The 24,343-nt window shown below is 41.8% G+C and carries 25 protein-coding genes, 4 tRNA genes and 1 pseudogene; 25 read left to right on the forward strand and 5 right to left on the reverse strand.

Annotated features, from left to right (window positions below):
* Positions 1-49 precede the first annotated feature (49 nt).
* From EIZ39_RS04650 to EIZ39_RS04670, 5 genes are all read left to right on the forward strand, one after another.
* Positions 50-140, forward strand: a tRNA-Ser gene (locus tag EIZ39_RS04650).
* 5 nt (positions 141-145) lie between these two features.
* Positions 146-221, forward strand: a tRNA-Thr gene (locus EIZ39_RS04655).
* A gap of 58 nt (positions 222-279) precedes the next feature.
* Positions 280-356, forward strand: a tRNA-Met gene (locus EIZ39_RS04660).
* A gap of 6 nt (positions 357-362) precedes the next feature.
* Positions 363-436 (forward strand) — tRNA-Trp (locus EIZ39_RS04665).
* 579 nt (positions 437-1,015) lie between these two features.
* On the forward strand, positions 1,016-3,388 hold the full coding sequence (locus EIZ39_RS04670) for a DNA translocase FtsK (protein ID WP_129197989.1): 2,373 nt from the start codon (positions 1,016-1,018) through the stop codon (positions 3,386-3,388).
* 3 nt (positions 3,389-3,391) lie between these two features.
* On the opposite strand, the gene EIZ39_RS04675 is transcribed toward EIZ39_RS04670, so the two are convergent.
* Positions 3,392-3,850 (reverse strand): L,D-transpeptidase, encoded by a 459-nt coding sequence (locus tag EIZ39_RS04675; protein ID WP_240675708.1) that lies wholly within the window; start codon positions 3,848-3,850, stop codon positions 3,392-3,394.
* Between the two features lie 81 nt (positions 3,851-3,931).
* Between EIZ39_RS04675 and EIZ39_RS04680 the strand changes: the two genes are divergently transcribed.
* The 10 genes from EIZ39_RS04680 to EIZ39_RS04725 all read left to right on the forward strand — a co-directional run bounded on the left by EIZ39_RS04680 (position 3,932) and on the right by EIZ39_RS04725 (position 12,541).
* Positions 3,932-4,984, forward strand: coding sequence for a TAXI family TRAP transporter solute-binding subunit (locus tag EIZ39_RS04680; RefSeq protein ID WP_129197993.1), 1,053 nt, complete (start codon positions 3,932-3,934; stop codon positions 4,982-4,984).
* A 52-nt stretch (positions 4,985-5,036) separates the two neighbouring features.
* On the forward strand, positions 5,037-5,555 hold the full coding sequence (locus EIZ39_RS04685) for a DUF1850 domain-containing protein (protein WP_129197995.1): 519 nt from the start codon (positions 5,037-5,039) through the stop codon (positions 5,553-5,555).
* Positions 5,545-7,500 carry a TRAP transporter permease gene (locus EIZ39_RS04690; RefSeq protein ID WP_240675709.1) on the forward strand — a complete coding sequence of 652 codons (1,956 nt, stop codon included), beginning with the start codon at positions 5,545-5,547 and terminating at the stop codon, positions 7,498-7,500. The genes EIZ39_RS04685 and EIZ39_RS04690 overlap by 11 nt, the downstream gene beginning before the upstream one ends.
* A 108-nt stretch (positions 7,501-7,608) precedes the next feature.
* On the forward strand, positions 7,609-8,085 hold the full coding sequence (gene moaC, locus EIZ39_RS04695; protein ID WP_129197997.1) for a cyclic pyranopterin monophosphate synthase MoaC: 477 nt from the start codon (positions 7,609-7,611) through the stop codon (positions 8,083-8,085).
* 17 nt (positions 8,086-8,102) lie between these two features.
* Positions 8,103-8,588, forward strand: coding sequence for a MogA/MoaB family molybdenum cofactor biosynthesis protein (locus tag EIZ39_RS04700; protein ID WP_129197999.1), 486 nt, complete (start codon positions 8,103-8,105; stop codon positions 8,586-8,588).
* A 26-nt stretch (positions 8,589-8,614) separates the two neighbouring features.
* Positions 8,615-8,983 (forward strand): molybdopterin-binding protein, encoded by a 369-nt coding sequence (locus EIZ39_RS04705; protein WP_129198001.1) that lies wholly within the window; start codon positions 8,615-8,617, stop codon positions 8,981-8,983.
* Positions 8,984-9,012: 29 nt separating this feature from the next.
* Positions 9,013-9,744, forward strand: a complete 732-nt coding sequence (locus EIZ39_RS04710) for a (Fe-S)-binding protein (RefSeq protein WP_129198003.1) — start codon at positions 9,013-9,015, stop codon at positions 9,742-9,744.
* Positions 9,741-11,156, forward strand: a complete 1,416-nt coding sequence (locus tag EIZ39_RS04715; protein WP_129198005.1) for a LutB/LldF family L-lactate oxidation iron-sulfur protein — start codon at positions 9,741-9,743, stop codon at positions 11,154-11,156. Before EIZ39_RS04710 ends, EIZ39_RS04715 begins: the two co-directional genes overlap by 4 nt.
* Positions 11,156-11,842, forward strand: coding sequence for a LutC/YkgG family protein (locus EIZ39_RS04720; protein ID WP_129198007.1), 687 nt, complete (start codon positions 11,156-11,158; stop codon positions 11,840-11,842). Before EIZ39_RS04715 ends, EIZ39_RS04720 begins: the two co-directional genes overlap by 1 nt.
* A gap of 225 nt (positions 11,843-12,067) precedes the next feature.
* Positions 12,068-12,541 carry a hypothetical protein gene (locus EIZ39_RS04725; protein ID WP_129198009.1) on the forward strand — a complete coding sequence of 158 codons (474 nt, stop codon included), beginning with the start codon at positions 12,068-12,070 and terminating at the stop codon, positions 12,539-12,541.
* 106 nt (positions 12,542-12,647) lie between these two features.
* Here the strand turns inward: EIZ39_RS04725 and EIZ39_RS04730 are convergent, their stop codons facing one another.
* On the reverse strand, positions 12,648-13,493 hold the full coding sequence (locus tag EIZ39_RS04730; protein ID WP_129198011.1) for a family 1 encapsulin nanocompartment shell protein: 846 nt from the start codon (positions 13,491-13,493) through the stop codon (positions 12,648-12,650).
* A gap of 15 nt (positions 13,494-13,508) precedes the next feature.
* Positions 13,509-14,048 carry an IMEF encapsulin system ferritin-like cargo protein gene (locus EIZ39_RS04735; RefSeq protein ID WP_129198013.1) on the reverse strand — a complete coding sequence of 180 codons (540 nt, stop codon included), beginning with the start codon at positions 14,046-14,048 and terminating at the stop codon, positions 13,509-13,511.
* Between the two features lie 175 nt (positions 14,049-14,223).
* On the opposite strand from EIZ39_RS04735, the gene EIZ39_RS26420 reads away from it, so the two are divergent.
* The 4 genes from EIZ39_RS26420 to EIZ39_RS04745 all read left to right on the forward strand — a co-directional run bounded on the left by EIZ39_RS26420 (position 14,224) and on the right by EIZ39_RS04745 (position 17,533).
* Entirely contained in the window at positions 14,224-14,364 is a 141-nt protein-coding gene (locus EIZ39_RS26420) for a hypothetical protein (RefSeq protein ID WP_164984899.1), read from the forward strand.
* Positions 14,365-14,487: 123 nt separating this feature from the next.
* Positions 14,488-14,796, forward strand: coding sequence for a winged helix-turn-helix transcriptional regulator (locus EIZ39_RS04740; protein WP_129198015.1), 309 nt, complete (start codon positions 14,488-14,490; stop codon positions 14,794-14,796).
* Between the two features lie 127 nt (positions 14,797-14,923).
* A complete protein-coding gene (locus tag EIZ39_RS27485; RefSeq protein ID WP_255433864.1) occupies positions 14,924-15,055 on the forward strand; it encodes a hypothetical protein in 132 nt (43 codons plus the stop codon).
* A gap of 153 nt (positions 15,056-15,208) precedes the next feature.
* The gene (locus EIZ39_RS04745) at positions 15,209-17,533 is read left to right on the forward strand and encodes an S-layer homology domain-containing protein (RefSeq protein WP_129198017.1); all 2,325 of its coding nucleotides are present in this window, start codon (positions 15,209-15,211) and stop codon (positions 17,531-17,533) included.
* A 46-nt stretch (positions 17,534-17,579) separates the two neighbouring features.
* Here the strand turns inward: EIZ39_RS04745 and EIZ39_RS04750 are convergent, their stop codons facing one another.
* Entirely contained in the window at positions 17,580-18,296 is a 717-nt protein-coding gene (locus EIZ39_RS04750) for a S1C family serine protease (RefSeq protein WP_129198019.1), read from the reverse strand.
* A 284-nt stretch (positions 18,297-18,580) separates the two neighbouring features.
* On the opposite strand from EIZ39_RS04750, the gene EIZ39_RS04755 reads away from it, so the two are divergent.
* The 3 genes from EIZ39_RS04755 to EIZ39_RS04765 all read left to right on the forward strand — a co-directional run bounded on the left by EIZ39_RS04755 (position 18,581) and on the right by EIZ39_RS04765 (position 21,010).
* A complete protein-coding gene (locus EIZ39_RS04755; protein ID WP_129198021.1) occupies positions 18,581-18,874 on the forward strand; it encodes a hypothetical protein in 294 nt (97 codons plus the stop codon).
* Positions 18,875-18,982: 108 nt separating this feature from the next.
* Positions 18,983-20,263: an isocitrate lyase gene (gene aceA / locus EIZ39_RS04760; RefSeq protein WP_129199098.1), complete on the forward strand. Its 1,281-nt coding sequence runs from the start codon at positions 18,983-18,985 to the stop codon at positions 20,261-20,263.
* 123 nt (positions 20,264-20,386) lie between these two features.
* Complete coding sequence (locus EIZ39_RS04765; protein WP_129198023.1) at positions 20,387-21,010, forward strand: Crp/Fnr family transcriptional regulator; 624 nt, start codon at positions 20,387-20,389, stop codon at positions 21,008-21,010.
* Between the two features lie 46 nt (positions 21,011-21,056).
* Here the strand turns inward: EIZ39_RS04765 and EIZ39_RS04770 are convergent, their stop codons facing one another.
* Entirely contained in the window at positions 21,057-21,698 is a 642-nt protein-coding gene (locus tag EIZ39_RS04770) for a Crp/Fnr family transcriptional regulator (RefSeq protein ID WP_129198025.1), read from the reverse strand.
* Between the two features lie 248 nt (positions 21,699-21,946).
* Here EIZ39_RS04770 and EIZ39_RS04775 point away from each other — a divergent pair, with 248 nt between their 5' ends.
* The 3 genes and pseudogenes from EIZ39_RS04775 (at position 21,947) to EIZ39_RS27215 (ending at position 24,318) form a co-directional block, all read left to right on the forward strand.
* Positions 21,947-23,425, forward strand: coding sequence for a 4-hydroxyphenylacetate 3-hydroxylase family protein (locus EIZ39_RS04775; RefSeq protein ID WP_129198027.1), 1,479 nt, complete (start codon positions 21,947-21,949; stop codon positions 23,423-23,425).
* A gap of 27 nt (positions 23,426-23,452) precedes the next feature.
* Entirely contained in the window at positions 23,453-24,010 is a 558-nt protein-coding gene (locus EIZ39_RS04780) for an FAD synthetase (protein ID WP_129198029.1), read from the forward strand.
* A pseudogene (locus EIZ39_RS27215) lies at positions 24,007-24,318 on the forward strand (hypothetical protein). The gene EIZ39_RS04780 and the pseudogene EIZ39_RS27215 overlap by 4 nt, the downstream one beginning before the upstream one ends.
* Positions 24,319-24,343 lie beyond the last annotated feature (25 nt).

Below are 24,343 nucleotides of genomic sequence, written 5' to 3' on the forward strand. Positions count from 1 at the left end.
TCGAGGGTTCGAATCCCTTCCTCTCTGCCATCTACATCTATATTACTTTGGAGAGTTACCCAAGAGGCCGAAGGGGACGGTTTGCTAAACCGTTAGGGTGGGCAACTGCCGCGAGGGTTCGAATCCCTCACTCTCCGCCAGTTAGGCTCCTGTAGCTCAGTCGGTAGAGCGCATCCATGGTAAGGATGAGGTCGCAGGTTCGATTCCTGTCGGGAGCACCAGAGAAGTTTCATAATATGGCGGTGTAGCTCAGCTGGCTAGAGCGNTAGAATTGAATAGGGCGGTGTAGCTCAGCTGGCTAGAGCGTACGGTTCATACCCGTAAGGTCGGGGGTTCGATCCCCTCCGCCGCTACCATATTTGAGGGGCATAGTTTAACGGTAGAACAGAGGTCTCCAAAACCTCCAGTGTGGGTTCGATTCCTACTGCCCCTGCCAGAATACATAAAGTTCAAACCACCAGACTGGTGGTTTTTTTGTTTTGTTGCTCCGAAGGAATGAGGTCTAATAAGCGGAGCATTTCCGGTTATTTTTGATTTGATGGGCTTTGAGGGGGAAATAGCGGAATCAATTCCGTCTATTCGCCCCAAATTCCGTCAAATGTGGAGTTTTGTCATGTTTAACGGAAAATTTTCCGTTTATTATGGCCATTTTTGAACCGATTAACGAAATAGCGGAATAAACTCCGGTTATATGTTCCGACAGCAGACAGTAGCCCCCCAACTGCCGATAGAAAAATAACAGTAGATTTCCCTCGTTCCGAAACTCTCATTTATGGATTCTGTAAAGCCAACAGGTGGAGAATTTCCGTTTTGTTGGCCGTTTTGCATGCCTTGAGATGAAGAGCAGGAAGTGTCCGGTTATTTTTTATTTCTCGTTTTCAGACTCAGTCACTAATAGTCTTATAATACTATGGATGATATTAATCTTATTTCCACTTCAAACAGATGTTCACTCATGTTAAGATAAAAAAATGAAGAATTTGGTTTAAGTGTAATTTAGAAGGATGTGTCTAGAATGAAGAAGTGGTGGAAAAGAATTTCCGAGGCTCTCAGTTCTGAGAGTGAAGATAAAGAAACGAAAATAGAGAGTGAGCAGCCAAGTGAACGATGGAAGCCTGAAGCTCAAGTAAGAACGAGGACGGTCTATCCGAAAAATCAAGGTTCATCTCATTTTCGTTTTCCTATGATTCCAGATGATGTGGAAAGTACAAGAGGGAATCCACCTTCTAGGGGAAATGTAAGCCACTCCACTCCACCCCGCAAACCAAACGTTACACGCAGTCCACAGACTCCAGAGCGGGTTATCCAATCAGATGTTAAACGTGAGCAAAAAGCAAAACCAGCTTTTAAACCAACGACTATCGTATCACCTATACACGGTACTATGAGGGTGGATGGGAATTCTCCAAGAAACCTAGATAGCTTTGTGCATACGGGAATTGTACAACAGAAAACAGAGAGTCAGTCTCAAACCATCGAGAGCAAGCTTCACGAACCTCAGGTTCTAGTAAAAGAAGAATTAGCTAATGAGGAGATTGCAACCACTAAAGAAGCACTCAGCGAAAAACTGGAAGCAACAGTAGTCCCAATCGAGGAGAAGTCATTGGATTTAGAAATAACAGTACCAAGCGAACCCTCAGAGCCTATACGTATACGATCCGTTTTACTAGATTCACCCGTTAATGATAATGATCAACCCTTAATTGAAGCCCAAGCCATAACGGTCTCGCTACCAGATCTAATGGTAGAACCCACAGAATGCACTACAACCGTCTCGCCAAGCTCCTTTGATCCTGACTTAGAAACAACTGAGCCTATACTAACAGAGACTCGAGCGACTCCTGCTCCATATGTTCCATCGTATCTTCAGGGAGTTCGATCGTCTACCCCTGTTGAAGAGAAGAATTTGCCAAGAGCTTTAGGTAACTTCTATTCATCTACTAAAGTTCATCAAAGTAATTCCACCCATGATGTGAATATGTATCATATGCCAAGTATTCATCTTCTGAGGAAGGAACCTCCTTTACAAGGAAATGACGATGAGTATACGGATGAGCAGATCCAAAAACTTTCAGTCGCCCTCGAAAACTTTCATGTTAATGCTGACGTAGTGGGAGTTGTCAAAGGGCCAACAGTAACTCGATATGAGCTGCAACCTGCACCTGGTGTGAAAGTGAATAAGTTTACCAATCTCATTGATGACATCAAATTAGCTTTAGCAGCCAAGGATATTCGGATGGAGGCTCCGATACCAGGTCGTTCAGCCATTGGCATAGAAGTGCCTAATGAACAACCTTCACCTGTGTTTATACGTTCGATTCTTGAATCTCAGGAGTTCCGCTCCAATCCCTCTCCATTAGCCATTGCTCTTGGACGAGACATTGGTGGGGCTCCGATTATTGGTGATTTGAAGAAGATGCCTCACGGACTTATTGCAGGATCTACTGGGTCGGGTAAAAGTGTTTGTATCAATTCGATACTGGTTAGTCTTCTTTATAAAGCAAAGCCTTCCGATGTCCGACTGATTCTAATTGATCCAAAAGTGGTAGAGTTAGCACCTTATAACCATATCCCGCATCTACTAACGCCTGTCGTGACGGATCCCAAGCAGGCAACCGCGGCTTTGCGTTGGGCAGTGGAAGAGATGGATTCTCGATATGAGAAGTTTGCTGATAAGGGAGTCCGCGATATAGAGAGATTCAACCATACAGCACAACAAGAGGGAATGGAGAAGCTTCCATACATTATTATCATTATCGATGAGCTCGCAGACTTAATGATGGTGGCTCCTGGGGATGTGGAAGAGGCGATTTGTCGTATAGCGCAAAAAGCGAGAGCTTGCGGGATTCACTTACTTGTTGCGACTCAGCGTCCATCTGTTGATGTTATAACTGGTTTAATTAAAGCGAACATCCCAACAAGAATTGCTTTCGCCGTTTCGTCTGGGGCAGATTCCAGGACCATACTGGATATGGGGGGAGCGGAGAGACTGCTTGGAAAGGGAGACATGCTCTACTACCCAAGTGGTCTTGCGAAGCCGATTCGATTACAAGGAAACTTTGTATCGGATGAAGAGATTGAGATGGTTGTGGAGCATGTGAAGAAGCAACAGAAGGTAAATTACTTATTTGATAAAGAACAACTCACTCGTGCTGTACAAGCGAGTAGTGAGAGTGAAGATGAATTGTTTGAGGAAGCGCTACTCTTTATGGTGGAACAAGGTCAAGCGTCGGCTTCCTCCCTGCAAAGACGTTTTCGTATTGGATATAATAGAGCCGCCCGATTAATAGATATGATGGAATCAGAAGGGTTTATTGCTGGACAATCAGGGAGTAAAGCACGGGAGGTCTTGATCTCAGAAGAAGACTATCGGAATATGTTTGGCTAGTGACTAGTGGGTTATGATTACCTTGGTGCCTAAGGGTATATGTCTGAATAGCCATTCCACATCGCGATTATTCATTCGTATGCACCCTTGGCTTACATGCTTCCCAATGCTTTCCGGATTATTGGTGCCATGTATACCAAATTTATAGCCATCAGTACCTGGTACATCCAAACCAAGCCATCGTGAACCAATTGGGTTAGTTGGGTCGCCTCCTGGTATGTTCTTAGGAATGTACCAGGGGTTTTTTACTTTCCGGATGATGTGAAAGGTTCCTTTAGGTGTTTTTTCAGCAGAGATTCCAGTAGCAATCGGAAATACATATTGAGGCTCCTCGTTAAGAACAATAATGAGTTTATTCCTAGACTTGGAAATAAGCAAGTAAACTCCTTCTTCTTCAGCAGTAGAAGAAGTTATAGGAAGAAATATGATCAGTAAGGTAAGAAGAATAACAGGCCATTTCAAGTAATATTCACTCCAGGCGTTTGATAAAATATGAAAAATATAGTAAAATCCTATTCGGAGTTAAAAAAAGGGGGTATACAAATGAAGAAAAAGAACTTTCTTTCCATGTTAGTATTTACACTTGTCTTCGCATTATTTGCAGTTGCTTGCGGCGGCGGTGGAAATCAAGCAGAACAACCGAAGCCAGCTGAACAGCCAGCAGAGCAACCAGCAGAGCAACCAGCACAACCTGAAGCATCTAAAGGAGAAACTCCTGATTCTATCATCATCGCAACGGGTGGTACTTCTGGTACGTACTATCCACTTGGTGGAGGTATGGCTCAAATTTTCACAGATAAAGCTGGAATTAACTCTTCCGCACAAAGTACTGGTGCATCTGTAGAGAATATGCGTTTGATCAAAGACGGACAAGTAGACCTTGCATTTACTCAAGGAGATATTGCTGATTATGCTTCTAAGGGTAGTGTAATGTTTAAAGAAGGTGGAGCTATCGGTAACCTAACAGCTATCGCTTCTCTTTATAACGAAACCGTTCAAATTATCGTAGCTAAAGACAGCCCAATCAAGACGGTTGAAGACTTGAAAGGTAAGCGTGTTTCTGTAGGAGCTCCTGGAAGTGGTACTGAAGCTAATGCTCAACAAATTCTTGAGATCCACGGTTTAACTTTTGATGATCTTGGTAAGGCTGATCGTCTTGCATTCGGAGAATCTGCAAGCTTCATTCAAGATGGTACATTGGATGCAGCGTTTGTTACTGCTGGAACTCCTACTGCTGCAGTAAATGAATTAGCAGCAACAAAAGGTGTCCGTGTAATCGGAATTGCAGAAGAACAAATGGCGAAGATTATTGAACAATACCCATACTATGCTTCTCAAAACATTCCAGCTGGAACTTACCCTGGTTTTGATGAAGAAGTGAATACGGTTGCAGTTAAGGCTCAATTAGTTGCTCGTGCTGAATTGGATGAAACTCTTGTTTACAACATGACAAAGGCTTTGTATGAGAACATGGATCAAATGAAGACTGTTCATGCCAAAGCTGCTGAGATCAACATTGAAAAAGCACTAGAAGGAGTTAGTTTAGACGTTCATCCAGGTGCTGCGAAGTATTTCGAAGAAAAAGGCATAAAATAAAAGCAAGGTAGGGAGGTGATTTTATTCGACCTCCCTCCTCTTTTATCTACGTATGAAGCATCTTAAAGGAACGATAGCAGCGTTTATTGGCTTTGGAATTGCTCTTTTTCTGCTTTTGCCAAATCACCACCTGGCTTTAACTATTACGGATGGGAAGACCGGTGAGCTTAAATACGTAACAGGGATAAAGATTCAAGAACGATTTGCCATGCAATTTATCCATTCGATTCATAAGACTCCTGTTTACGAAGAATATTATATAGATGAAGATCTAGATATTGTCCTAGATAAGGTAATTTATGAGTCTTACGGGGTCGGTAATCCGTCAAACATAGAGCCAGGGCAAACTTATAGTAATGAAAACGGCAACTACACAATCGGCAACATCCGACGTAAGTTAGGCTATTTTGATCTGTCTATTGGGCAAGTCGTAGCGGATCATCACATCGTAGTAAAAGAAAAATGGTTGGCATTATCAGCAATGAATCCGCCAGGAAGCTGGGTCCGTATTCAAGCTAAAAGGGTATCTTTAGTAACGTTATGGAAGGGTGAAAGATCTTATGGAAAATAATAAGAACGCTCATGCGGACCCTGCTATGTCCGATGAACAAGTAAGAGAATTGCTTTCAAAGTATGATAAAGAATCATCCTATCGAAACCTGACAGGGATAATGGGTTGGCTCGTTACCATCATGGCTATTGGTTTTTCTTTCTATCAGTTATACGCATCCATTTTCCCTCCACCACCGGCACAAATTCATAGATCCATACACTTAGCCTTTGCTTTGGGTCTCATTTTTCTTCTGTTCCCTGCTACAGGCAAAGGAATTCGAACAAAGGTTCCTATAACGGACGGTATCCTTGCTATACTGGGTATTGTCAGCAGTCTGTATTGGTTCTTTAATTTCGATGCTTTAATCACAAGAGTTGGGGCTTTTAACCAATTAGACTTTATTGTGGGTGGAATCGTTATCCTACTAGTATTAGAAGCTGCACGTCGCGTTGTAGGGATTCCTATCGTTGTCATCGCCGTTGTATTTCTCCTTTATGCCCTCTATGGGAATCATCTAGGTGGATTTCTAACTCATCGTGGGGTTTCTTTTGAAAGATTAATTGGTCATATGTACTTTACTTTAGAAGGAATTCTCGGAACACCTCTCAGTGTATCAGCAACCTTTATCTTCCTCTTCCTGTTGTTTGGTGCATTTCTAGAGAAGACAGGGGTCGGTGCTTACTTTAATGATTTGGCACTTGTTGTGGCTGGACGTAGAATAGGTGGACCTGCTAAGGTTGCTGTATTTTCGAGTGCTCTTCAAGGAACAATAAGCGGTAGTTCTGTTGCTAACGTTGTTACATCTGGATCGTTCACGATCCCTATGATGAAAAGACTAGGATATCGTAAGGAATTCGCAGGTGCTGTAGAGGCATCAGCTTCCACAGGGGGACAGATCATGCCTCCTATTATGGGAGCAGCAGCCTTTTTGATGGCTGAGTTCACTGGGATTCCGTATTGGGATATTGCTAAAGCGGCAGCCATTCCTGCTATTTTATACTTTACCGGGATTTGGGTCATGGTTCACTTAGAGGCTAAGCGTGTCGGCTTAAGAGGATTGACCAAAGAAGAGCTTCCGGATAAAAAAGAAGTTTTAAAGCGCTCTTATCTATTATTACCGATTGTTGCTATTGTCGGGTTTCTTATGATAGGAATTTCTCCTACAAGGGCAGCTCTTTACGGAATCTTAACAACGATTCTCGTTGGAGCAGTCCGAAAAGAGACTAGAATGGGTATTAAAGATATCTTGCAAGCATTAGAAAATGGAGCCCGTTCCGCCTTGGCGGTTGCTGGGGCTACGGCTTGTGCGGGTATTATCGTTGGGGTAGTTACGTTGACAGGTGTGGGATTAAAGTTTGCCAATGGATTATTATCTTTCTCTGGTGGAATCGTTCTTCTTACCTTGTTCTTTACGATGATTGCCTCGCTTATCCTTGGAATGGGTACGCCAACTACGGCAAATTACATCATTACTTCAACCATTGCTGCACCAGCTATTATCGCTCTTGGAGCACCAACGTTATCTGCTCACATGTTTACGTTCTATTTTGGAATCCTTGCAGACGTTACGCCACCGGTTTGTCTTGCCGCGTTTGCTGCAGCGGGTATAGCGAAGTCTAGTCCGATGAGAACTGGATTTAATTCTACCAAGCTAGCCATAGCCGCGTTTATTATCCCATACATTTTTGTTCTTTCTCCAGAGCTGCTTTTAATTGATACCAATCTAGGAGAAGTTCTACTGGTAATCCTGTCAGCAACAATAGGGATGGTTGGTGTAAGCGCTGGTTTGGTCGGCTATTGGATGACCACAATGGCAGTGTGGGAAAGAATACTGGTCATTGCTGCTGGTTTACTTTTAATTGTTCCAGGACTCATCACTGATACGCTAGGTTTCGGAACTTTAGGTATCATTTTTGCTTTACAGGTAATGAAGTCACGTAAGGACAAATTAGCGGTTCAATAACTTATCACGAAGCATCGTAAAAAGTTACGATGCTTTTCTTTATTCGTAAGCAATCAATGGTATAATGCTATTATTCAATTATTTAGATTTATCGGTGGAGGATTGTTTATGGATGATAAATTAACTCACTTTAATGACCAGCATCGGGCAAAGATGGTCGATGTTTCAGACAAGCAGGAGAGCGTGCGGGAGGCGATCGCGGTTAGCCGTGTCGTAATGAAACCCGAAACGATGAGTCGAATTAAGGCTGGTAAGATAGGCAAAGGCGATGTGCTGGCAGTAGCACAGGTTGCTGGCATTATGGCGGCGAAGAAAACATCTGATATCATTCCGATGTGTCATCCTATTCCTATCAATGGTGTTGACATCCAATTTGATGATGCATCTGATGATACGATTCTTATTGAAGCTAAGGTGAAGACAAAGGGAGTTACTGGTGTGGAGATGGAGGCACTGACAGCCGCTAGTGCAGTAGCTTTAACCATTTATGATATGTGTAAAGCAATGGATAAAGAAATGGTAATTGGACCTACGTATCTTCTTTCTAAATTAGGTGGAAAAAGTGGAGATTTTAAGAGAACTTAATGAGGAGGGAATAAAAAATGGCCAGATGGAGAGTCGGAATTCTCACAGCAAGCGATAAGGGAAGTCTGGGAGAAAGAGAGGATAAGAGCGGTTCTTTATTAAAAGAGCTTATCCCAAGGATAGATGGTGAAGTAGCTGCTTATTACATCGTTCCGGATGATCAGCGCACCATTGAGGATCATCTCATCTCATTATCTGATGAGCTAGGATGTGATCTCGTGTTGACAACGGGTGGGACTGGATTCTCACCACGAGATATAACACCAGAAGCAACAAAAGCCGTAATTCAACGAGAAGCGCCAGGTTTACCTGAAAGAATGAGGGCAGCTACCCTTGCTAATACCAAATTTGCCGTTCTTTCGAGAGCTACTGCTGGGATTCGTGGGAAAACGCTCATTATTAATTTTCCAGGCAGTACGAAAGGGGTTAAAGAGTGCTTCGAAGTCATTGAGGACATATTACCCCATGCACTCCAGATTTTAACTGGGAATACCGAACACTAAAAGGATAGATAGGGAGAGGGAAAACCATGGACTGGAAACTATGTATTACCGATCCATCACAGGAGAAACGCATTATCTCCTTGGAGGATATGGAAAGATGGAAAGATGCAAGTGTACCCGTAGAGGATGTCGTTCCAGGGAAGCAAGCAGAAGCTGTTTACTTGAAGAAGATCTTCGAAGAGTTAAATATACCCATGAAGAACTTTACTCAAGCAAAAGTTGAAGCAGAAGATGGATTTTCTCAGCAAGTAGATAGAGAGAATCTAGAGACTTCTTTCCTTGTGTATAAGCAAAAAGGGGAGCTTCTTACCAAAGGTTTTCCTGCAAGATTATATGTTCCTTCTGCACCAGATTGCTTAAATGTGAAGTCTGTCGTTCTTATTGAATTGAATTAAATTAAGTTACAACAACGGGGGTTATCATCATGAAAGTTTCCTTATTCATCACCTGTCTAGCGGATGTTTTTTATCCACAGGTAGGGATGAGTGTCATTGAAGTCTTAAGAAGATATGGGGTTGAAGTGGATTTTCCAAATCAACAAACCTGTTGTGGTCAACCAGCTTATAACAGTGGATACCATTCCGACGCAAAAGACTCAGCTAAACAATTAATTCGTGCATTTGAAAACAGTGAAACGATTGTCACGCCATCTGGTTCGTGTGCGGCTATGATTCGCCACTATTATCCAGAATTATTTAAAAATGATGAAGAGTGGTTAAAGAAAGCCAAGAAACTCGCAAGTAACACTTATGAGTTTTCGGAGTTTTTAGTTAACGTTCTAAAGGTAGAGCTTAAAGATGTGGAGTATACAGCCAAGGCAACCTACCATCAGTCTTGTCATATGAGCCGTGGTATTGGAATCGTACAAGAGCCCAAGCTTCTCCTTGAACAAGTGGAAGGTCTCCAAGTAGAGGAGCTGCCTTACTGTAACGACTGCTGTGGTTTCGGGGGTACATTCGCTGCTAAGATGAGCGATATTTCGGAGAAGATGGTGGATGAAAAAGTAAAACATATCGAGTCAACTGGGGCCGAAGTATTAATTGGTTCTGATCTTGGATGTCTAATGAATATCGGTGGAAGACTGCGCCGTACAGGCAAGGACATCTCAGTTTTACATGTAGCAGAAGTTCTAGCGAAAGGAGGAGAAGGGAAATGAGTGCTCATCCTTTAACCTTTAATCAACGCGTGGATAAAGCCATTGATGATCCCGTTCTAAAGAAAGCTGTTCCATTTGCTCAAGATCGGTTACGTGGTGGCCGCAACCAAGCGGTTGAGCTTCTCGGAAATGTAGAAGAATGGCGTGAACGTGCCTCAGCGATCCGCCGTCATACTATAGAAAACTTGGATAGTTACCTAGAACAACTAGCAGAGAATGTCCGGAAAAATGGAGGACACGTCCATTTTGCAGAAACCGCCGATGATGCCATTCAAGTAGTAACCCAGATTGCCCGAGAAAAAGGGGCTAAATCGATCATAAAATCCAAATCCATGGTCTCGGAAGAAATTCATCTCAACAAATACTTAGAGGAAATGGATATTAAGGTTATTGAATCTGATTTAGGGGAATACATCATCCAATTGGCTAACGAAACGCCATCTCATATCATTGCACCCGCGATTCATAAAACGAGAAAAGAGATATCTGAGTTGTTTTCAGAGGTAGCGGGAAGAAAGCTCTCGGAGGAAACGACTGAGCTCTGTCAATTTGCCCGTGAAACTTTACGAGAGGAGTTTTTGCAAGCTGATATTGGGATTTCCGGTTGTAACTTTGCCGTTGCGGAATCAGGATCAGTCGTGCTGGTAAGTAATGAGGGGAATGCACGCTTGACAACCACTTTACCTAAGGTCCACATTGCTATTATGGGAATGGAGAGACTTGTCCCTACGTGGGAGGAGTTAGATATTGTCATTTCCATGCTGACGCGGAGTGCAACAGGACAGAAGATTAGTGTTTATGTTACAGCAATTAACTCTGCCCGACAATTGGAGGATCTGGATGGACCCGAAGAATTTCATTTGGTCATTCTCGATAATGGGAGATCCGACAGCCTAGGAACCGCGTACCAAGAGGTTCTTAAATGCATACGATGTAGTGCGTGTCTTAATGTATGTCCTGTTTATCGGCATATTGGTGGACATGCTTATGGTGGAGTCTACAGCGGTCCTATTGGTGCAGTTCTAACCCCTCTATTGGAAGGGTATGAGGGATGGAAGGAACTACCTCATGCTTCGAGTTTATGTGGAGCGTGTACAGAAGTCTGCCCGGTGAAAATCCCTCTACATGACTTGCTTATTGAACATCGAAAGGATCAAGTAGAAAAAGGAATGGCTCCGCTATCTGAGAAGCTGGCATTTAAGGGTTTTGGGTTTGCTACTAGTCACCCGTCGGTTTATGATTTAGCTGTTAATATGGCTCATAAAGGGATGGGGATTTTTAGTAAAGATGATGTGATTACACAAGGACCAGGGATGATGAAAGGTTGGACCGATGTCCGTGACCTTCCGAGACCAGCTAAACAATCCTTCCGAGATTGGTGGGAAAAAGAAGGAAGGAGGACTGAAAATTAATGCAAAAGCAAGAGGTCTTCTTAAATAAATTGGCAAGCAAGCTGGGGCGGGATCGACGTTCTGGGGTGACTCCTCCAAAGTGGGGGGAGCATCCGGGGGTCCGTCTTTATGAGGGGAAGACGAAGGAAGAGTTAATTCAACAGTTTATTGATAATTTGAACGCTCTAAATACGGAAGTCGACCGTATCAAGGTAGAAGATGTACCTGCTGCTTTAGAAAAAGTGATAAGGAAATTTGAGGTCAATTCATGTATTCAATGGGATGACGAACGCTTAGACCCTTTGAATTTGCCTTCCTTTTTCATCTCAAAAGGGGTACAGCATTTAACATGGAATAAGTCTTCTGGTGAGGAAACGTTGAGGCACTCTGCGGCAACTATGGATCTAGGGATTACTTACGCCGATCTAGGACTTGCCGAAACAGGTACAGTTATGTTATTTAATGGGGGAGGACGAGGTCGTTCTGTGAGCTTGCTTCCACCTGTATTTCTCTGTATCTTATCAGAAGATACTATCGTCCCCCGCCTAACCCAAGCGGTCCAGCACATTAAAGCTAAAGCTCCAGAGGGCCTGCCAGCTTGTATTAACTTTATCACTGGTCCAAGCCGAACAGGTGATATTGAAATGGATCTAGCCTTAGGCGTTCACGGACCTGGGAAAGTACATGTTATCTTGTTAAATAACTAATAACGAAAGAGGAGCTTATTAAAAGTTCCTCTTTTTTTTTCGGAATGGAATTCCACATTTTGTTCAATACTAAGGTTAAGAACTTGTAAATAGGCAGAAACAAAAGAATTTAAAAATCATTCTCAACAAGGGTTGACGAAAGCATGCAATTAGTTGTAAAATGATACTGAGAATTGGTATCATTGATAACGAGGATAATTCTCACTTCTAATGAGGGGGATGAACATGCTATACCAGGTTAATGGTTTAAAGGACATTCATACAGTTTTAGTAAATGAAAGAAAGATGGGTGGCGCGGTAGAAGCAGAGTTCGTTCGCCTGCGTTCGGGAGAAGAATTTACGAATGTCGCCGTAACTCATATCGATATGGCTGGTTCTATTATTTATTCCGTCTCCTTCATTACAGAAGAGGGAAAGCGATATATCATTCACATTAATGATATCAGTATGATTTCTCAACCTACTCATAAACATATTAAGAGTTTGAACAACTCATTCTATAAGCAATTGAAGACGGATGAGAAAATTAAATACCTTACAAAGTTATGTCAGCTCAATGAAGACGGCTTCACCAAGCCTGTCCTTCAGGAAGTCTTGCACATTATAGAAGATATTGGTTCTGACTCTGCTAAGAAGCATATGGATCTTGATCTCATTCAAGATACTAAAGTAGTTAAGATGGAAAAGCGTGTTTCTTAAAAAGTGCTGTATAGTATATCAAAACCACCGATCTCATGAGTGATCGGTGGTTTTCTTGTTTACAACTGAAATAAAAAAGGAGCGATCGAACATCGCTCCTTCGAAATTACTCGTGGTCCTCTAGTGTACAAATGGCGCTTGGTCTTTTGATTCTAAGGGCCACACACTCATATACACGGAATAAGTGGTTCATTTGCTCATCCCCTAGGAAGGCAGAATCAAAATCCTCAGCAATGGCTAAATCTAAATTGTGCTGTCCTGTTGCAACGAGTACTCCAGCATTGCCCTTTATCACTGGGGTTTGATAAACACCGTCGGTGACTAATTCCCGAATGTGTTCAATCTCGAGCACATTCGTGCCAGGGTGGACACGGTGTAGTAAAGCATATAATTGAGGCGAAACAGCTAGAGCATAAGGTCCTGTGTGTCCCATTTGAAGTAATTTATTAATGGCTTCTACAATGTCAGAAAAGGCCTTTCCAGACTCCATCCAATCACTGCGAATATGAGTGAGTCTACCCTTTACATTCATTAATCCTGGCAAGTCCATTTCTTCTGATCCATTGAAGATGAGATCATCTTCAAGTCGTGCGCATTGAATGGACGCATTAGCCGCTGGGCCCATATCAATCGGCATGTCCAATGTTTTAGCTTGTTGAATGTCTCTCCAATAAAGCATGAAATCCTTATAAAGAATGGGAATCGTCAGGTTAACCCTTTTAATGGAGGTAGAAAGCGAGAGTGTATCCCCGCGAAGACTCATACCACCGCTCTGGGACTCTGTATAAATATCGTTGGAAACGCTCTGAACCCCTTGACCTAGGGGTCCGTAAACATCGATGAAACGTCGGCCAACTAATTGTTTGCGTGCGACATTAACAATCGTTTCGTCAAGTTGTTGCCATTCAGCAGAGGATAATGGTGAATCAGGAAATCTGCTTATTTTAGTCATTGCTTGTACCTCCCCTTATTTGTTTCTAAGACTGCCTACAGTCAGGCGCTTTTCCTGTTGCTTACTTGTTGTCTCAGGTTGAGACGATTTAGAAGAACTAGAACCTACATTCGAGAAGGCTTCTACTGGAGAAACATCCAGAAATTTATTATTGAGTTCTGTGACTAGTTCTTTTACTGTCAGATAATCTGTTTGGGTACTTTCTCGCATAGACTTCAGTAAGCTATGTCGTTCTTCATCCTTAAACTCAAACATCGCTAGATCTAGATGTTCACGGAAATTGTGAAGTCCGAATTTTTCAAGGCTGAGTTCCTGAAGAAGTTGGACAAGCTGACGATTACTCAGCTCTTCTTCTAGTGAATGCTTAAGCATAGGCAATAATACATCCAATCGCTCTAGTCGCTGTTCTTCTTCCTCAAGAATGTGGTGGAAGTACAGTCGTTCATGTTCATCCTTCGCATTGTCAACAACGGGTTGAAGCATACTATTGAATACTTCAATGTCCTGTTTTGTCCGGGAAAAGATGGTAAGCAATTGTGAGAAGGCTTGGTTCATATAATCCCTCCTTTTTTATGAATATGTAGTTCTTGTATGTATGAGGAAACAGGTATAGTATTTACTCTGATCCCATTATTCATAAATTATAACATAAATAAGGGTTAGGAAGAGGAATCATAAAAATGATGAAGCTTTGGCAAAATAGGCGAAGATGATGAAAGGGGGTAGATTTATGGAGAAATATAATCACCTGGATGAAGTCCCCATCGCAAGTCTTACTCATGAACAATTACAGATCCTACAGAATGCTGAAAATCATTTGAATGAACAGGATCAGGATGTCTATCTTATTGCTTTTAAGAAAAAACAGTGAGCATTCTATTGCTTGCTGTTTTTTGCTTACACAAAGTTCTATGAAACTGTTTTAACTTACTTTTTACAATCCCTTAAAAATCAAGTATACTCATTGGTAAGAACTGATCAAGGGGGCGTACCCATGAACTATTCGTCAATGTGCCCACGATATGAAGCAGCAATGGAATTACTAGGGAAGAAATGGACAGGTCTTATTATCCGCGTGCTGTTAGGTGGTCCAAGAAGATTTAAAGAAATAAAGGAACAGATACCGGAGATGAGCGACCGGGTGCTCTCAGAACGCATGAAGGAGCTAGAGGACGCACAGATTCTCACAAGAAAGGTTTATCCAGAAACTCCTGTCAGAATTGAATATGAACTCACTCCCAAAGGGAAAAGCTTAGAACCTGTCATTCAAGCTATTCAATATTGGGGAGAGCAATGGATGTAGCACAATCTGTAGAGGATTGTGCTTTCTTGTTGTATTTTATAGAAAAATGTCGACAAGTCTGAATTGATTGAATTTAGGCCCTTGTGATAAAATGTTTATTACAATATGTGGAAGGGGGCCTAGGTTCATGAAAAAGTTTAAGTGGTTTGAAGTGAAAAAATCGAAATTTCATGATTATCCTCGTGAAGCTCGTTACATTGTAACGACTTATAAATTTTTAGGTATCCCTATCCATAAATACTACACAAGATGGGATTAGAACATTACCTATACCGAACAATATAAGCGAATGTGCCTGGATGGTTTTCAGGCGCATTCTTTTTTTTTCTTAATTCGACACCCAGAAAACTCTCTCCTCAGTCGAAAAATATGGTAACAAATACAAATGGTGTTATTATGAGGAGGAATTGACATGAATACGTGGAAACATAAGATCCTACCCGCCTTGTTAGCCGGGACATTAACCTTTAGCTTCGGTGCAGCGGTCGATGCGAAGGATAATGGTAGAGGGAAAGGTAAAGGGTTGGGTAATCAAATAAAAGCAAGCAAGCAATTAAAGATAAAGGATATAGATAACCATTGGGCAAAGAGAACAGTGGAATTAATGAGTGTCTTAGAAATCATCAAAGGTTATGAAGACTATACATTTAGACCTCAAAATAACGTTACTCAAGCTGAGGCTATCGTTATGGTAGTCAAGATGCTCGGAATAGAACCTAGCACCAACCCTTCTGTTCGAGCTATGCCTAATGTACCGGCTTGGGCTCTAGGCAGCATTGACGCAGCGGTCAAGCATGGGATTGTAACCCAAGCACAAGTAAACCAACCCAATAAGCCAGCAACGAGAATGTTTATTATGCAACTGATGGCTAACGCTTTGGGTGCAAAGACAGATGTGGACATTGACAAGGCAAGTCTATTTTTCAATGATGTAGCCCAGCTCTCCCAACAAGAACGGTCTTATCTGGTTTTCGCTATTCTAAACTCCTTGGTTGTAGGGTATGAGGACAAGACCTTTAGACCGAATAAGCCTGTCACCCGAGCTGAGATGGCTGTCTTTATCGAACGGTTAAAGAATTCCAAAGAACAGAAAGGTGAAAAAGTAGGACAATCTGTAAATGGCACGATTGAGAGCATTAGCGAAGATGAAATAACCATTATGCAAGATAGGAAAAACGTAACCTATACAGTAGATGACGATGTCGTTGTATATGTAGATAAGAAGGTTTCTAAGCTATCATCCCTTAAGACTAATATGACGATCCAGGCCGTTCTTCAAGCGGATGGAGAAATAGGATTCATTGATGCCTTTACTAGTCAGCAGTACGATCAGCCTTCATGGGGAATCATGGATTCTGTTAAAGAATTTAAAGCAGAGATGAAAAGTGGAGACAAAAAGCTAGAAGTTAAATTCGAAAAGAAATCGAATGGTTACGACGCGAAGATTGAACTGGTTTCTCATTCAGGTAAAGTAGAAACAAAAGGCTACGCGGCATTTATTGAGATTAAAGAGTTGCTAGAGGCTTCCGGTGTTAGAAGTTCAGGAAACTCATTTGATTTAAAAAAGTTTGTTGAAGAAGTTTCGGGAGTATATAAATTACAGAATGAAGTTGATGTTGAGCTGAAGCTTTCTGTTGGGGATCAGAACTATCAATATAAAGAAAAGATTGACCTTTCCTCCTCTGATCAAACCATCTCTTGGGGAAGTCTCGATGACGTATCTAAATTTTCTTTGGATGTAGATACGGATGAGGAAAGCGTAGATGTATTCTTTGAGAAGACCGGTACGAACACATACAATGCATGGGTAGAGAATAAGACAGGCTCAAGAACAGTAAAACAAACCGGTACCCAAGCTCTAGAAACAATAAAAAGGATAGTCAAAGCTGCAAAAGATAACCAGTCCATTGATTTAGATAAAGCTGTTGCGAAGATTGATGACCTTTATGATTTAGGCGGCAGAGCAACGGTAAAGGGGAGCCTCTCAGTTAATGGGACCACGTACTCTATTGACAAGGAAGTGAACCTATCTCCTGAAGTCTCCTGGGGTAGCCTATCCAAGGTATCAAGTTTTTGGTTGGATGTAGTAACGGAAGATGAAACAGTAAAAGTAACGTTCCAGAAGGCATCCGACCAGACCTATACGGCAACTATCGAAAATCGTGTAGGAAGTAGAACAACGAATAAGACGGGGGCTGATGCCTTTGGTGAAATCCAAACCATTGCAGGGCAAGCCATTCAGAATGGTGAAGTAGATCTAATTGAAGCCATCATGGAGATCGATGAAGAATATGACCTCTCCGGTTACGCCAATGTGAAGGGGAGAATGGTATATGATGGTACGGCGTATAATGTGGACAAGAGTGTGAACCTCTCCCCTGAGGACAATATACTGGGGAATTTAAAAGACGTTCAAGAGATGACCCTGCAATTTGAAGCATCTTCTAGAACGGTCCAGCACACCTTTAAGCAAACGAATACAGGTTATGAAGCTAAAATCGAAGTCACAAATGAAAATGGAAATAAAAGGACTGTAGAAGGCTCCGCTGCACTCTCTGAACTACAGACATTAAGAGAGCTTGCCACTTTATCGGATCAATCGGTAGATCTTAACCGTGTCGTCTCATGGATAGATGAGGAATATGACCTAGATGGAGAGACTATAATTACAGGTTATCTTAAAGCGGGCTCGTCTGTGTACTCTTTAGATAAAACAGTGAATTTAAGCGATAAATAAAAGGCCAAAAGGGATGACTGAATAAGTCATCCTATTTGTTTTTTGCTTATCTTACAAGGAAGCGTCCGGCTCTTTCTTTTATGGCATCAATTCCAACAGCAAATCCCAGACCTTGATTGTTCTTAATAATAAAAGCATTCATCCCGATAACTTCACCATTCATATTAATGAGCGGACCACCACTGTTACCAGGGTTAATGGCACAATCGGTTTGAATGATATCCTCATAAAGCTTATCGGAAATCCGAACGGGTCTATTCTTGGCGCTGATGATTCCTTTTGTAACGGTATGCTCAAGTCCCATCGGATTACCAATAGAAAGGACAAATTCGCCCACTTTACTATCAGCAGAGGATCCAATAGGTAGAGGCGGAAGAGATCTGCGGCTCTGAATTTGCAATACGGCTAAATCTCTTTTTTCATCGCTCCACACGACCTTTGCGGTTCTCTGTTCTCCACTATATAGTCGAACATTGATTTGCTCTGCATTATGAATGACATGTTCACTCGTGAGGATATAGCCATTGGGGTGTACGATAAAACCGGTACCGAAGCTCTTCGTTCGGCTGGAGGCTTGCTCGGTTTGGGGGAATAAGAAGGAAAAGAGAAAGTCGCTTTGCCTTGCTGCTGACCGGTCGCGGGTTTCAATCGAGATGACACTATGTTTCGCCCGTTCCACGATCGGAACAAAGTAATTGCCGGGATGTTCACTTGCCAGGTTGCGTGATCTAACATTGGAAAAATAAATGGGTTTACGCTTCATTATTGCCAATCCTCCTTCCGCTATCTGTCTCAAGGATGGTGATGGATAGGTCTTTACCTTACTATATGTAGCAGGGGCAAAGGCTGACATGGGCGCAAGGAATATGTGCTTGTGTCCGGTAACTCAAAAAAATTTGATTCATATAGAAAAACAGAGAAATAAAGTTAATTCATGAGAAAAAAAGCAATGTTAGCGCTTTACTTTGTGTATTATAACAGTTGATTACTATCGAAAATGTGTTATTATTTGATTAAGACAGATAGGAAGAGGGTGTAGGAAAGCAAATGCAAACGGCGAAAGCAACGGGTAGAGAGCTGGTACAAAGATGGATTCTGCAAAATGAGGCAATAGGAAAAACTAAAGAAGATATGATGGGAACTACGTTTGTATATGGAGACGAGATTCTAACTCTAGCAGCTAATGGGGATGAATCGATAGGCATCCAATCCCAAAAAGGACGTGTAGTCGTTTTCCGAAAGCTAGATGATCTGGACATGTCGCATACCTGTCGAGCCTGTGGATTGGAACATCCAAGCCATAAGGCAGCTATCGAATGTTGTATGGATATTGAGATGTAACTTATTATGCCTAATCTGTTATATATCAAATAAAATTAATGCATAACAGTTGGTTATTTTGGTATCCAATAATTTACATAAAAAATGAGGGAGAGAAGAACAATGACAATGAATAGAGAAGAACAAATCCGCCAAATCGAAGAAAGCTGGAAGTCCAATCGTTGGGTGGGTGTGGAGAGAACGTACTCATCAGCAGAGGTCGTTAAGCTTCGTGGCTCTGTGGTAGTAGAACAAACCCTAGCTCGTATGGGAGCGGAACGTCTGTGGAATCTAGTGAATACAGAGGATTACATTAATGCTCTTGGAGCTCTTACCGGAAATCAAGCCATGCAACAGGTGAAAGCAGGGCTTAAGGCAATTTATTTAAGCGGCTGGCAAGTTGCAGCAGATGCCAATCTTTCTGGTCATATGTATCCGGATCAAAGTCTATACCCTGCCAACAGTGTACCTCATGTAGTTAAGCGAATTAATCAAGCCCTTCAACGTGCAGATCAAATTCAACAAGCGGAAGGCAAAGGAGATACGTATTGGTTTGCTCCTATTGTTGCCGATATGGAAGCCGGGTTCGGTGGTCCTTTGAATGTATTTGAACTTACGAAGGCGATGATTGAAGCCGGTGCAGGTGGAGTTCACCTAGAAGACCAATTATCTTCCGAGAAGAAGTGCGGGCACTTAGGAGGGAAAGTGTTGCTCCCAACCCAAACGGCTGTACGCAATCTCATCGCAGCTCGATTGGCAGCAGATGTTATGGGGGTGCCAACCGTGATTATCGCTCGTACGGATGCAAATGCAGCGAACCTGATCACGAGTGATGCTGACCCATATGATCAAGAATTTTTGACAGGTGAAAGGACTACAGAAGGATTTTACTATACGAAGCCTGGCTTAGATCAAGCCATTGCACGTGGTTTAGCCTATGCACCGTATTGCGATATGATCTGGTGTGAGACTTCTGAGCCAAATATTGAAGAAGCCCGCCGCTTTGCAGAAGCGATCCACGCCAAGTATCCAGGTAAATTATTAGCATACAATTGTTCACCTTCTTTTAACTGGAAGAAGAAGTTGGATGATGAGACGATTGCTAACTTCCAATCGGAATTAGGGAAAATGGGGTATAAATTCCAATTCGTTACTTTGGCTGGATTCCATGCTCTCAACTACGGCATGTTTGAATTAGCTCGTGGATATAGAGACCGCGGAATGGCTGCTTATTCCGAACTTCAAGAAGCTGAATTCGCTGCTGAAGTTCATGGCTATACGGCAACTCGTCACCAACGTGAAGTAGGTACGGGTTACTTCGATGAAGTTTCTCTCGCCATCTCTGGTGGAAAATCTTCTACTACCGCTTTAACAGGATCTACGGAAGAAGAACAATTCCAACATTCCTAATCATTACAAGAGGCTGTTCCTTTAAGTCGGTAATAACCGATTTAAAGGAGCAGCCTTTAATTTGGTTATCCTTAAAAAGAATGATATAATAGAAGATAGAGACTTACTAGAAAAGGTGATCAAATGTTAGAACTCCGCCACACATGGGAACCCTTTTTAGATTATGGACAGAAGCTTGAACTAGAGAAGAATACTGTCATTTATCGTCAAGGCGAAAGTGGGAAAGGGTTCTATTATCTGAGTCAAGGAGGAGTAAAGATTCTACTGCTCTCAGATAAGGGAGATGAACGGATTGTAAACTACGTCCCCGAGGGTATGACGTTAGGTGAACATGGTGTACACAAGGAAAACTATTTAACTAGTGCCGTTACGACCGTGCCTTCCATCTTGTATTATTTCTCTGATGAGGCTCTAGCTACCGTTTGCTCTGAACATCCTAAGGCAGCCACGATTTTTACAAATTTAATTATCTATAAATTTAGACTACTAGCAGAGATCATCTCCTTACTTGATAGTCCAGTAGAGCAGCAGATGGCTCATTATCTTCTGAAGCTCATACAGGAGAATGGGAGGATTGCTATTGATCAATCTTCATTTGCGCAGTATATTGGAACCTCTAGAATTACGGTCAATAAGACTTTTCAAAAGTGGAAACAACAAGGACTAATTGAAATGTCAGGTAGGGAAGTAGAAATTTTGGACATGGAGAAAATGATAGAGATCGGAAAGATGAACGCTGAAAAGTAGATAAGCAGGAAAGAGGGTAGGATAAAATTCCTTCCCTCTTTTTTATTTAGGTATTGTTAACGCTTTCTTTCACAAGTGCTCGTAAAAGATCAGGTCGATTAATCACGAAGCTGCGGTTTTGTACTTGAATAATTTTATGATCTTTCCAGTCCTTCAAAATCTTATATACCGTAATTCGAGTGAGACCGGTACAATTCGCAAGATCCTGTTGCGATAAGGGAACTTCATAGTTCTTGAAATCATCACAGATATTTAAAAGCAGGACGGCAATCTGTTGTTCGGATGAAAGGCTATTAAGATTGATACCATCCAATAGGATCTTCATCTTATGGATGACAGTTTGAGTAAAGACGTTACGCAAAGCGGGGTGCTCCTTGATTAGATCCTTGAAAGGATCACATGGGAAATAGTAGAGTACGGAGTCTTTTACCGTGATAGCGGTTGTAAAGTGAGCACGATTATCCATACTTTGAACGCCTAATAGTTGGCCAGGAACGACAATGTTCAGGATCCTCTCTTTGCCTTTTGCTGTGGAGGTCACAATTCTTACTAGTCCTTTATGCAGATAATAGAATCCGTCGCCGATGGAGCCCTGACTATAGATCTCTGTTTTCTTTTTGATAAATTGTCTTGTTCCAAACTTTAAGTAAGGTTCCCAATTGTATACGGTTTCAAATACAGTCGCCATTCCTCTCACTCCTAAAATATGGATTTGATACCGTCGTAACGAAAATAAACTTTCAGGATTTATTATAAATGGTTTACACAATTTTTACAATAATCGTGGTAATAGGAAGATTTGAATCAGTGAATTAACATCATGAAAAACGAAAAAATACGTTAACTACCTTACAGTTGTTTTGATGATTCAATATTATAATTCAATTATGAACAGGCAGTAAGATAAAAACAAAAAATTTAAGGGAGGAATAAAATATGGGAATCCGTACGGGGGCTCAATATATTGAAGCGTTAAAATCAAGACAACCGAATGTTTATATGTCTGGACGAAAGATCACAAACTTGTTTGATGAGCCCGTTTTCAAGCAACCAATCCTAGAGATTGCTAAATTATATGATATGCAGCACGATCCAGCCTACCAAGAGAAGATTACTCACGTATGTGAAGAAACTGGAGAAAGAGTCAATAATGCCTTTTTCGTGCCGAAGGATTATGATGGTCTCCAGAAGAGAAGAGCCGTATTTGAAGAGTTTGCTAAAGCTACGTTCGGCCTAATGGGAAGAACGCCAGATTTCTTGAATACCGTTGTTACATCTATGGCTTACAATTCTTGGTTCTTTGAAAAATACAACAAAGACTGGGCAGAAAATATTAAAAATTACTACCGCCATATTCGTGATAATGACTTGTTCTTAACTCATGCCATTATCAATCCCCAAAATGACCGCAGCAAGACTTCTCATGAGCAGAAAGATACCTTTACGCATCTAGGTGCAGTAGAAGAAACACCTGAAGGATTAGTCGTAAGAGGCGCTAAGATGCTAGCGACACTCGCCCCGATTACGGATGAAGTTATTGTCTACTCCTTCCCAGGCTTTAAGCCAGGTGACGAGCGCTATGCATTAGCATTTGCCTTACCAATTGATACTCCAGGACTTCGTATGATCTGCCGTGAACCAATGCAAAATGGAGAACGTCCGTTGTATGATCACCCGTTAGCTTCAAGATTTGAAGAACAAGATGCTGTATTGGTGTTTGATAATGTGACCGTTCCTTGGAATCGTGTATTCCTTTATAACAATGTAGAAGCAGCGAACCTACTCTACCCGAAGACAGGGATTGCCCAACAGCCGGCCCATCAGTCTGGTGTAAGAGGATTAATTAAACTTCAATTTGCAACAGAAGTAGCCGTTAAGGTTGCAGAATCCATCGGGGTAGATGTTTACCTAAACGTTCAGAATGACCTTGGAGAACTTATCCAAGCAGTTGAAACCATTAAAGCTTTATTGAAGGCAGCAGAATACGATTTCGAAGTGACTGCCCAGGGAGAGGCAATGCCGGATTGGATAGCGCTTGAAACCATCAGAGGCTTAATGCCTACGATGTATCCGCGTGCGATCGAAGTCATGCAGATTATTGGAGCAGGCGGATTGCTCATGTCCCCAACAGAAGGAGACTTTAATAACCCTGAGATTGCTGAAGATCTCAACAACTACTATGTAGGTAAAGAAGGGGTTGGAGCTAACGAACGTATTCAAGTATTCAAGTTAGCTTGGGATTTATGTGGAGAAGCTTTTGGTCAGCGACTATTGCAATATGAGCGCTACTATACAGGAGATCCAATTCGTAAGAGAGCGATTTTCTACAACAATTACAAGCGTCAACGTTCATTTAACATGGTAGATGAAGCATTAAGTGTACTGAATGTAAAAGAACCAGTATCCAATAAGTAATCAACCAGTTGAAGAGGAGGTGGGAAAATGAAAACGCATGCAGAAGGCTCACTCTTTCTAACAGCTTCCATTGTGGCTATCGGTGCCTTTGATGGAGTTCATCAAGGCCATCAAGCAGTCATTCGAGAAGCTGTGAATCGAAGTAGGGAACTGAAAGTACCAAGCGTGGTGTTTACTTTTGATCCACCTCCTCGCAACTATTTCCAAGGTGTTCAGATGCTTACACCGATAGATGAGAAATTGCAGAGATTGGCTGAATTAGGAGTAGAACATGCCATCGTCGCTAAGTTTAATACGTCTTATGCGAAACGCAGTTCATCACGATTTATTCAAGGTCTGGCAAGATTAAATCCACTTGAGATTATGGTGGGGGAAGATTTTCGATTTGGAAGGAATCGAGAAGGAGATGTATCTCTCCTCTCGCAGTTTTTCCAAGTTCAAGTGACTGAACCCGTTTGCTGTTCAGGAGGTAAGAGAATCTCTTCTACTAGAATTCGTGAATTAATCGCACAAGGTGATTTGCAGCAATCTCATTCTCTCTTGGGATGGCCAGTCGGAGAAAAAGAAGGAGGAGCTTGCTCGTGAAACTGCTTGGAATTTCGGGACCCATTACAGGCTCTAAAACATCTTGACATGTTGGATTATGATGTAGCGTTTTGTGATGGGCGAGATCCCTCTACTTACACGGGGGATACGAAAAAAGTTATAGATATGGTGTTGAAAATCAATTAAAACCAATAGCTGGTTATTTCCGCGCTTATGTTGCTCCTGGATATGTTTATGCTCACAATGATCATTTCAATCGTCAGAATGAAATCGTAGATGAGGAAGTCCTTAGCAGAATTAATCATTTAGCTAAAGAAGTGGTTCACATGCAGAAGGCTTTAAGATAAGGAAATCATGAAAGGGGATTGTAAT

This window comes from Ammoniphilus sp. CFH 90114, assembly GCF_004123195.1.
Lineage (GTDB): Bacteria > Bacillota > Bacilli > Aneurinibacillales > RAOX-1 > YIM-78166.

Coding starts and splice junctions, on each gene's coding strand:
- EIZ39_RS04670 (WP_129197989.1), top strand. CDS start 1,016: ATGAAGAAGTGGTGGAAAAGAATTTCCGAGGCTCTCAGTTCTGAGAGT.
- EIZ39_RS04680 (WP_129197993.1), top strand. CDS start 3,932: ATGAAGAAAAAGAACTTTCTTTCCATGTTAGTATTTACACTTGTCTTC.
- EIZ39_RS04685 (WP_129197995.1), top strand. CDS start 5,037: ATGAAGCATCTTAAAGGAACGATAGCAGCGTTTATTGGCTTTGGAATT.
- EIZ39_RS04690 (WP_240675709.1), top strand. CDS start 5,545: ATGGAAAATAATAAGAACGCTCATGCGGACCCTGCTATGTCCGATGAA.
- moaC (WP_129197997.1), top strand. CDS start 7,609: ATGGATGATAAATTAACTCACTTTAATGACCAGCATCGGGCAAAGATG.
- EIZ39_RS04700 (WP_129197999.1), top strand. CDS start 8,103: ATGGCCAGATGGAGAGTCGGAATTCTCACAGCAAGCGATAAGGGAAGT.
- EIZ39_RS04705 (WP_129198001.1), top strand. CDS start 8,615: ATGGACTGGAAACTATGTATTACCGATCCATCACAGGAGAAACGCATT.
- EIZ39_RS04710 (WP_129198003.1), top strand. CDS start 9,013: ATGAAAGTTTCCTTATTCATCACCTGTCTAGCGGATGTTTTTTATCCA.
- EIZ39_RS04715 (WP_129198005.1), top strand. CDS start 9,741: ATGAGTGCTCATCCTTTAACCTTTAATCAACGCGTGGATAAAGCCATT.
- EIZ39_RS04720 (WP_129198007.1), top strand. CDS start 11,156: ATGCAAAAGCAAGAGGTCTTCTTAAATAAATTGGCAAGCAAGCTGGGG.
- EIZ39_RS04725 (WP_129198009.1), top strand. CDS start 12,068: ATGCTATACCAGGTTAATGGTTTAAAGGACATTCATACAGTTTTAGTA.
- EIZ39_RS04730 (WP_129198011.1), bottom strand. CDS start 13,493: ATGACTAAAATAAGCAGATTTCCTGATTCACCATTATCCTCTGCTGAA.
- EIZ39_RS04735 (WP_129198013.1), bottom strand. CDS start 14,048: ATGAACCAAGCCTTCTCACAATTGCTTACCATCTTTTCCCGGACAAAA.
- EIZ39_RS26420 (WP_164984899.1), top strand. CDS start 14,224: ATGGAGAAATATAATCACCTGGATGAAGTCCCCATCGCAAGTCTTACT.
- EIZ39_RS04740 (WP_129198015.1), top strand. CDS start 14,488: ATGAACTATTCGTCAATGTGCCCACGATATGAAGCAGCAATGGAATTA.
- EIZ39_RS27485 (WP_255433864.1), top strand. CDS start 14,924: ATGAAAAAGTTTAAGTGGTTTGAAGTGAAAAAATCGAAATTTCATGAT.
- EIZ39_RS04745 (WP_129198017.1), top strand. CDS start 15,209: ATGAATACGTGGAAACATAAGATCCTACCCGCCTTGTTAGCCGGGACA.
- EIZ39_RS04750 (WP_129198019.1), bottom strand. CDS start 18,296: ATGAAGCGTAAACCCATTTATTTTTCCAATGTTAGATCACGCAACCTG.
- EIZ39_RS04755 (WP_129198021.1), top strand. CDS start 18,581: ATGCAAACGGCGAAAGCAACGGGTAGAGAGCTGGTACAAAGATGGATT.
- aceA (WP_129199098.1), top strand. CDS start 18,983: ATGAATAGAGAAGAACAAATCCGCCAAATCGAAGAAAGCTGGAAGTCC.
- EIZ39_RS04765 (WP_129198023.1), top strand. CDS start 20,387: ATGTTAGAACTCCGCCACACATGGGAACCCTTTTTAGATTATGGACAG.
- EIZ39_RS04770 (WP_129198025.1), bottom strand. CDS start 21,698: ATGGCGACTGTATTTGAAACCGTATACAATTGGGAACCTTACTTAAAG.
- EIZ39_RS04775 (WP_129198027.1), top strand. CDS start 21,947: ATGGGAATCCGTACGGGGGCTCAATATATTGAAGCGTTAAAATCAAGA.
- EIZ39_RS04780 (WP_129198029.1), top strand. CDS start 23,453: ATGAAAACGCATGCAGAAGGCTCACTCTTTCTAACAGCTTCCATTGTG.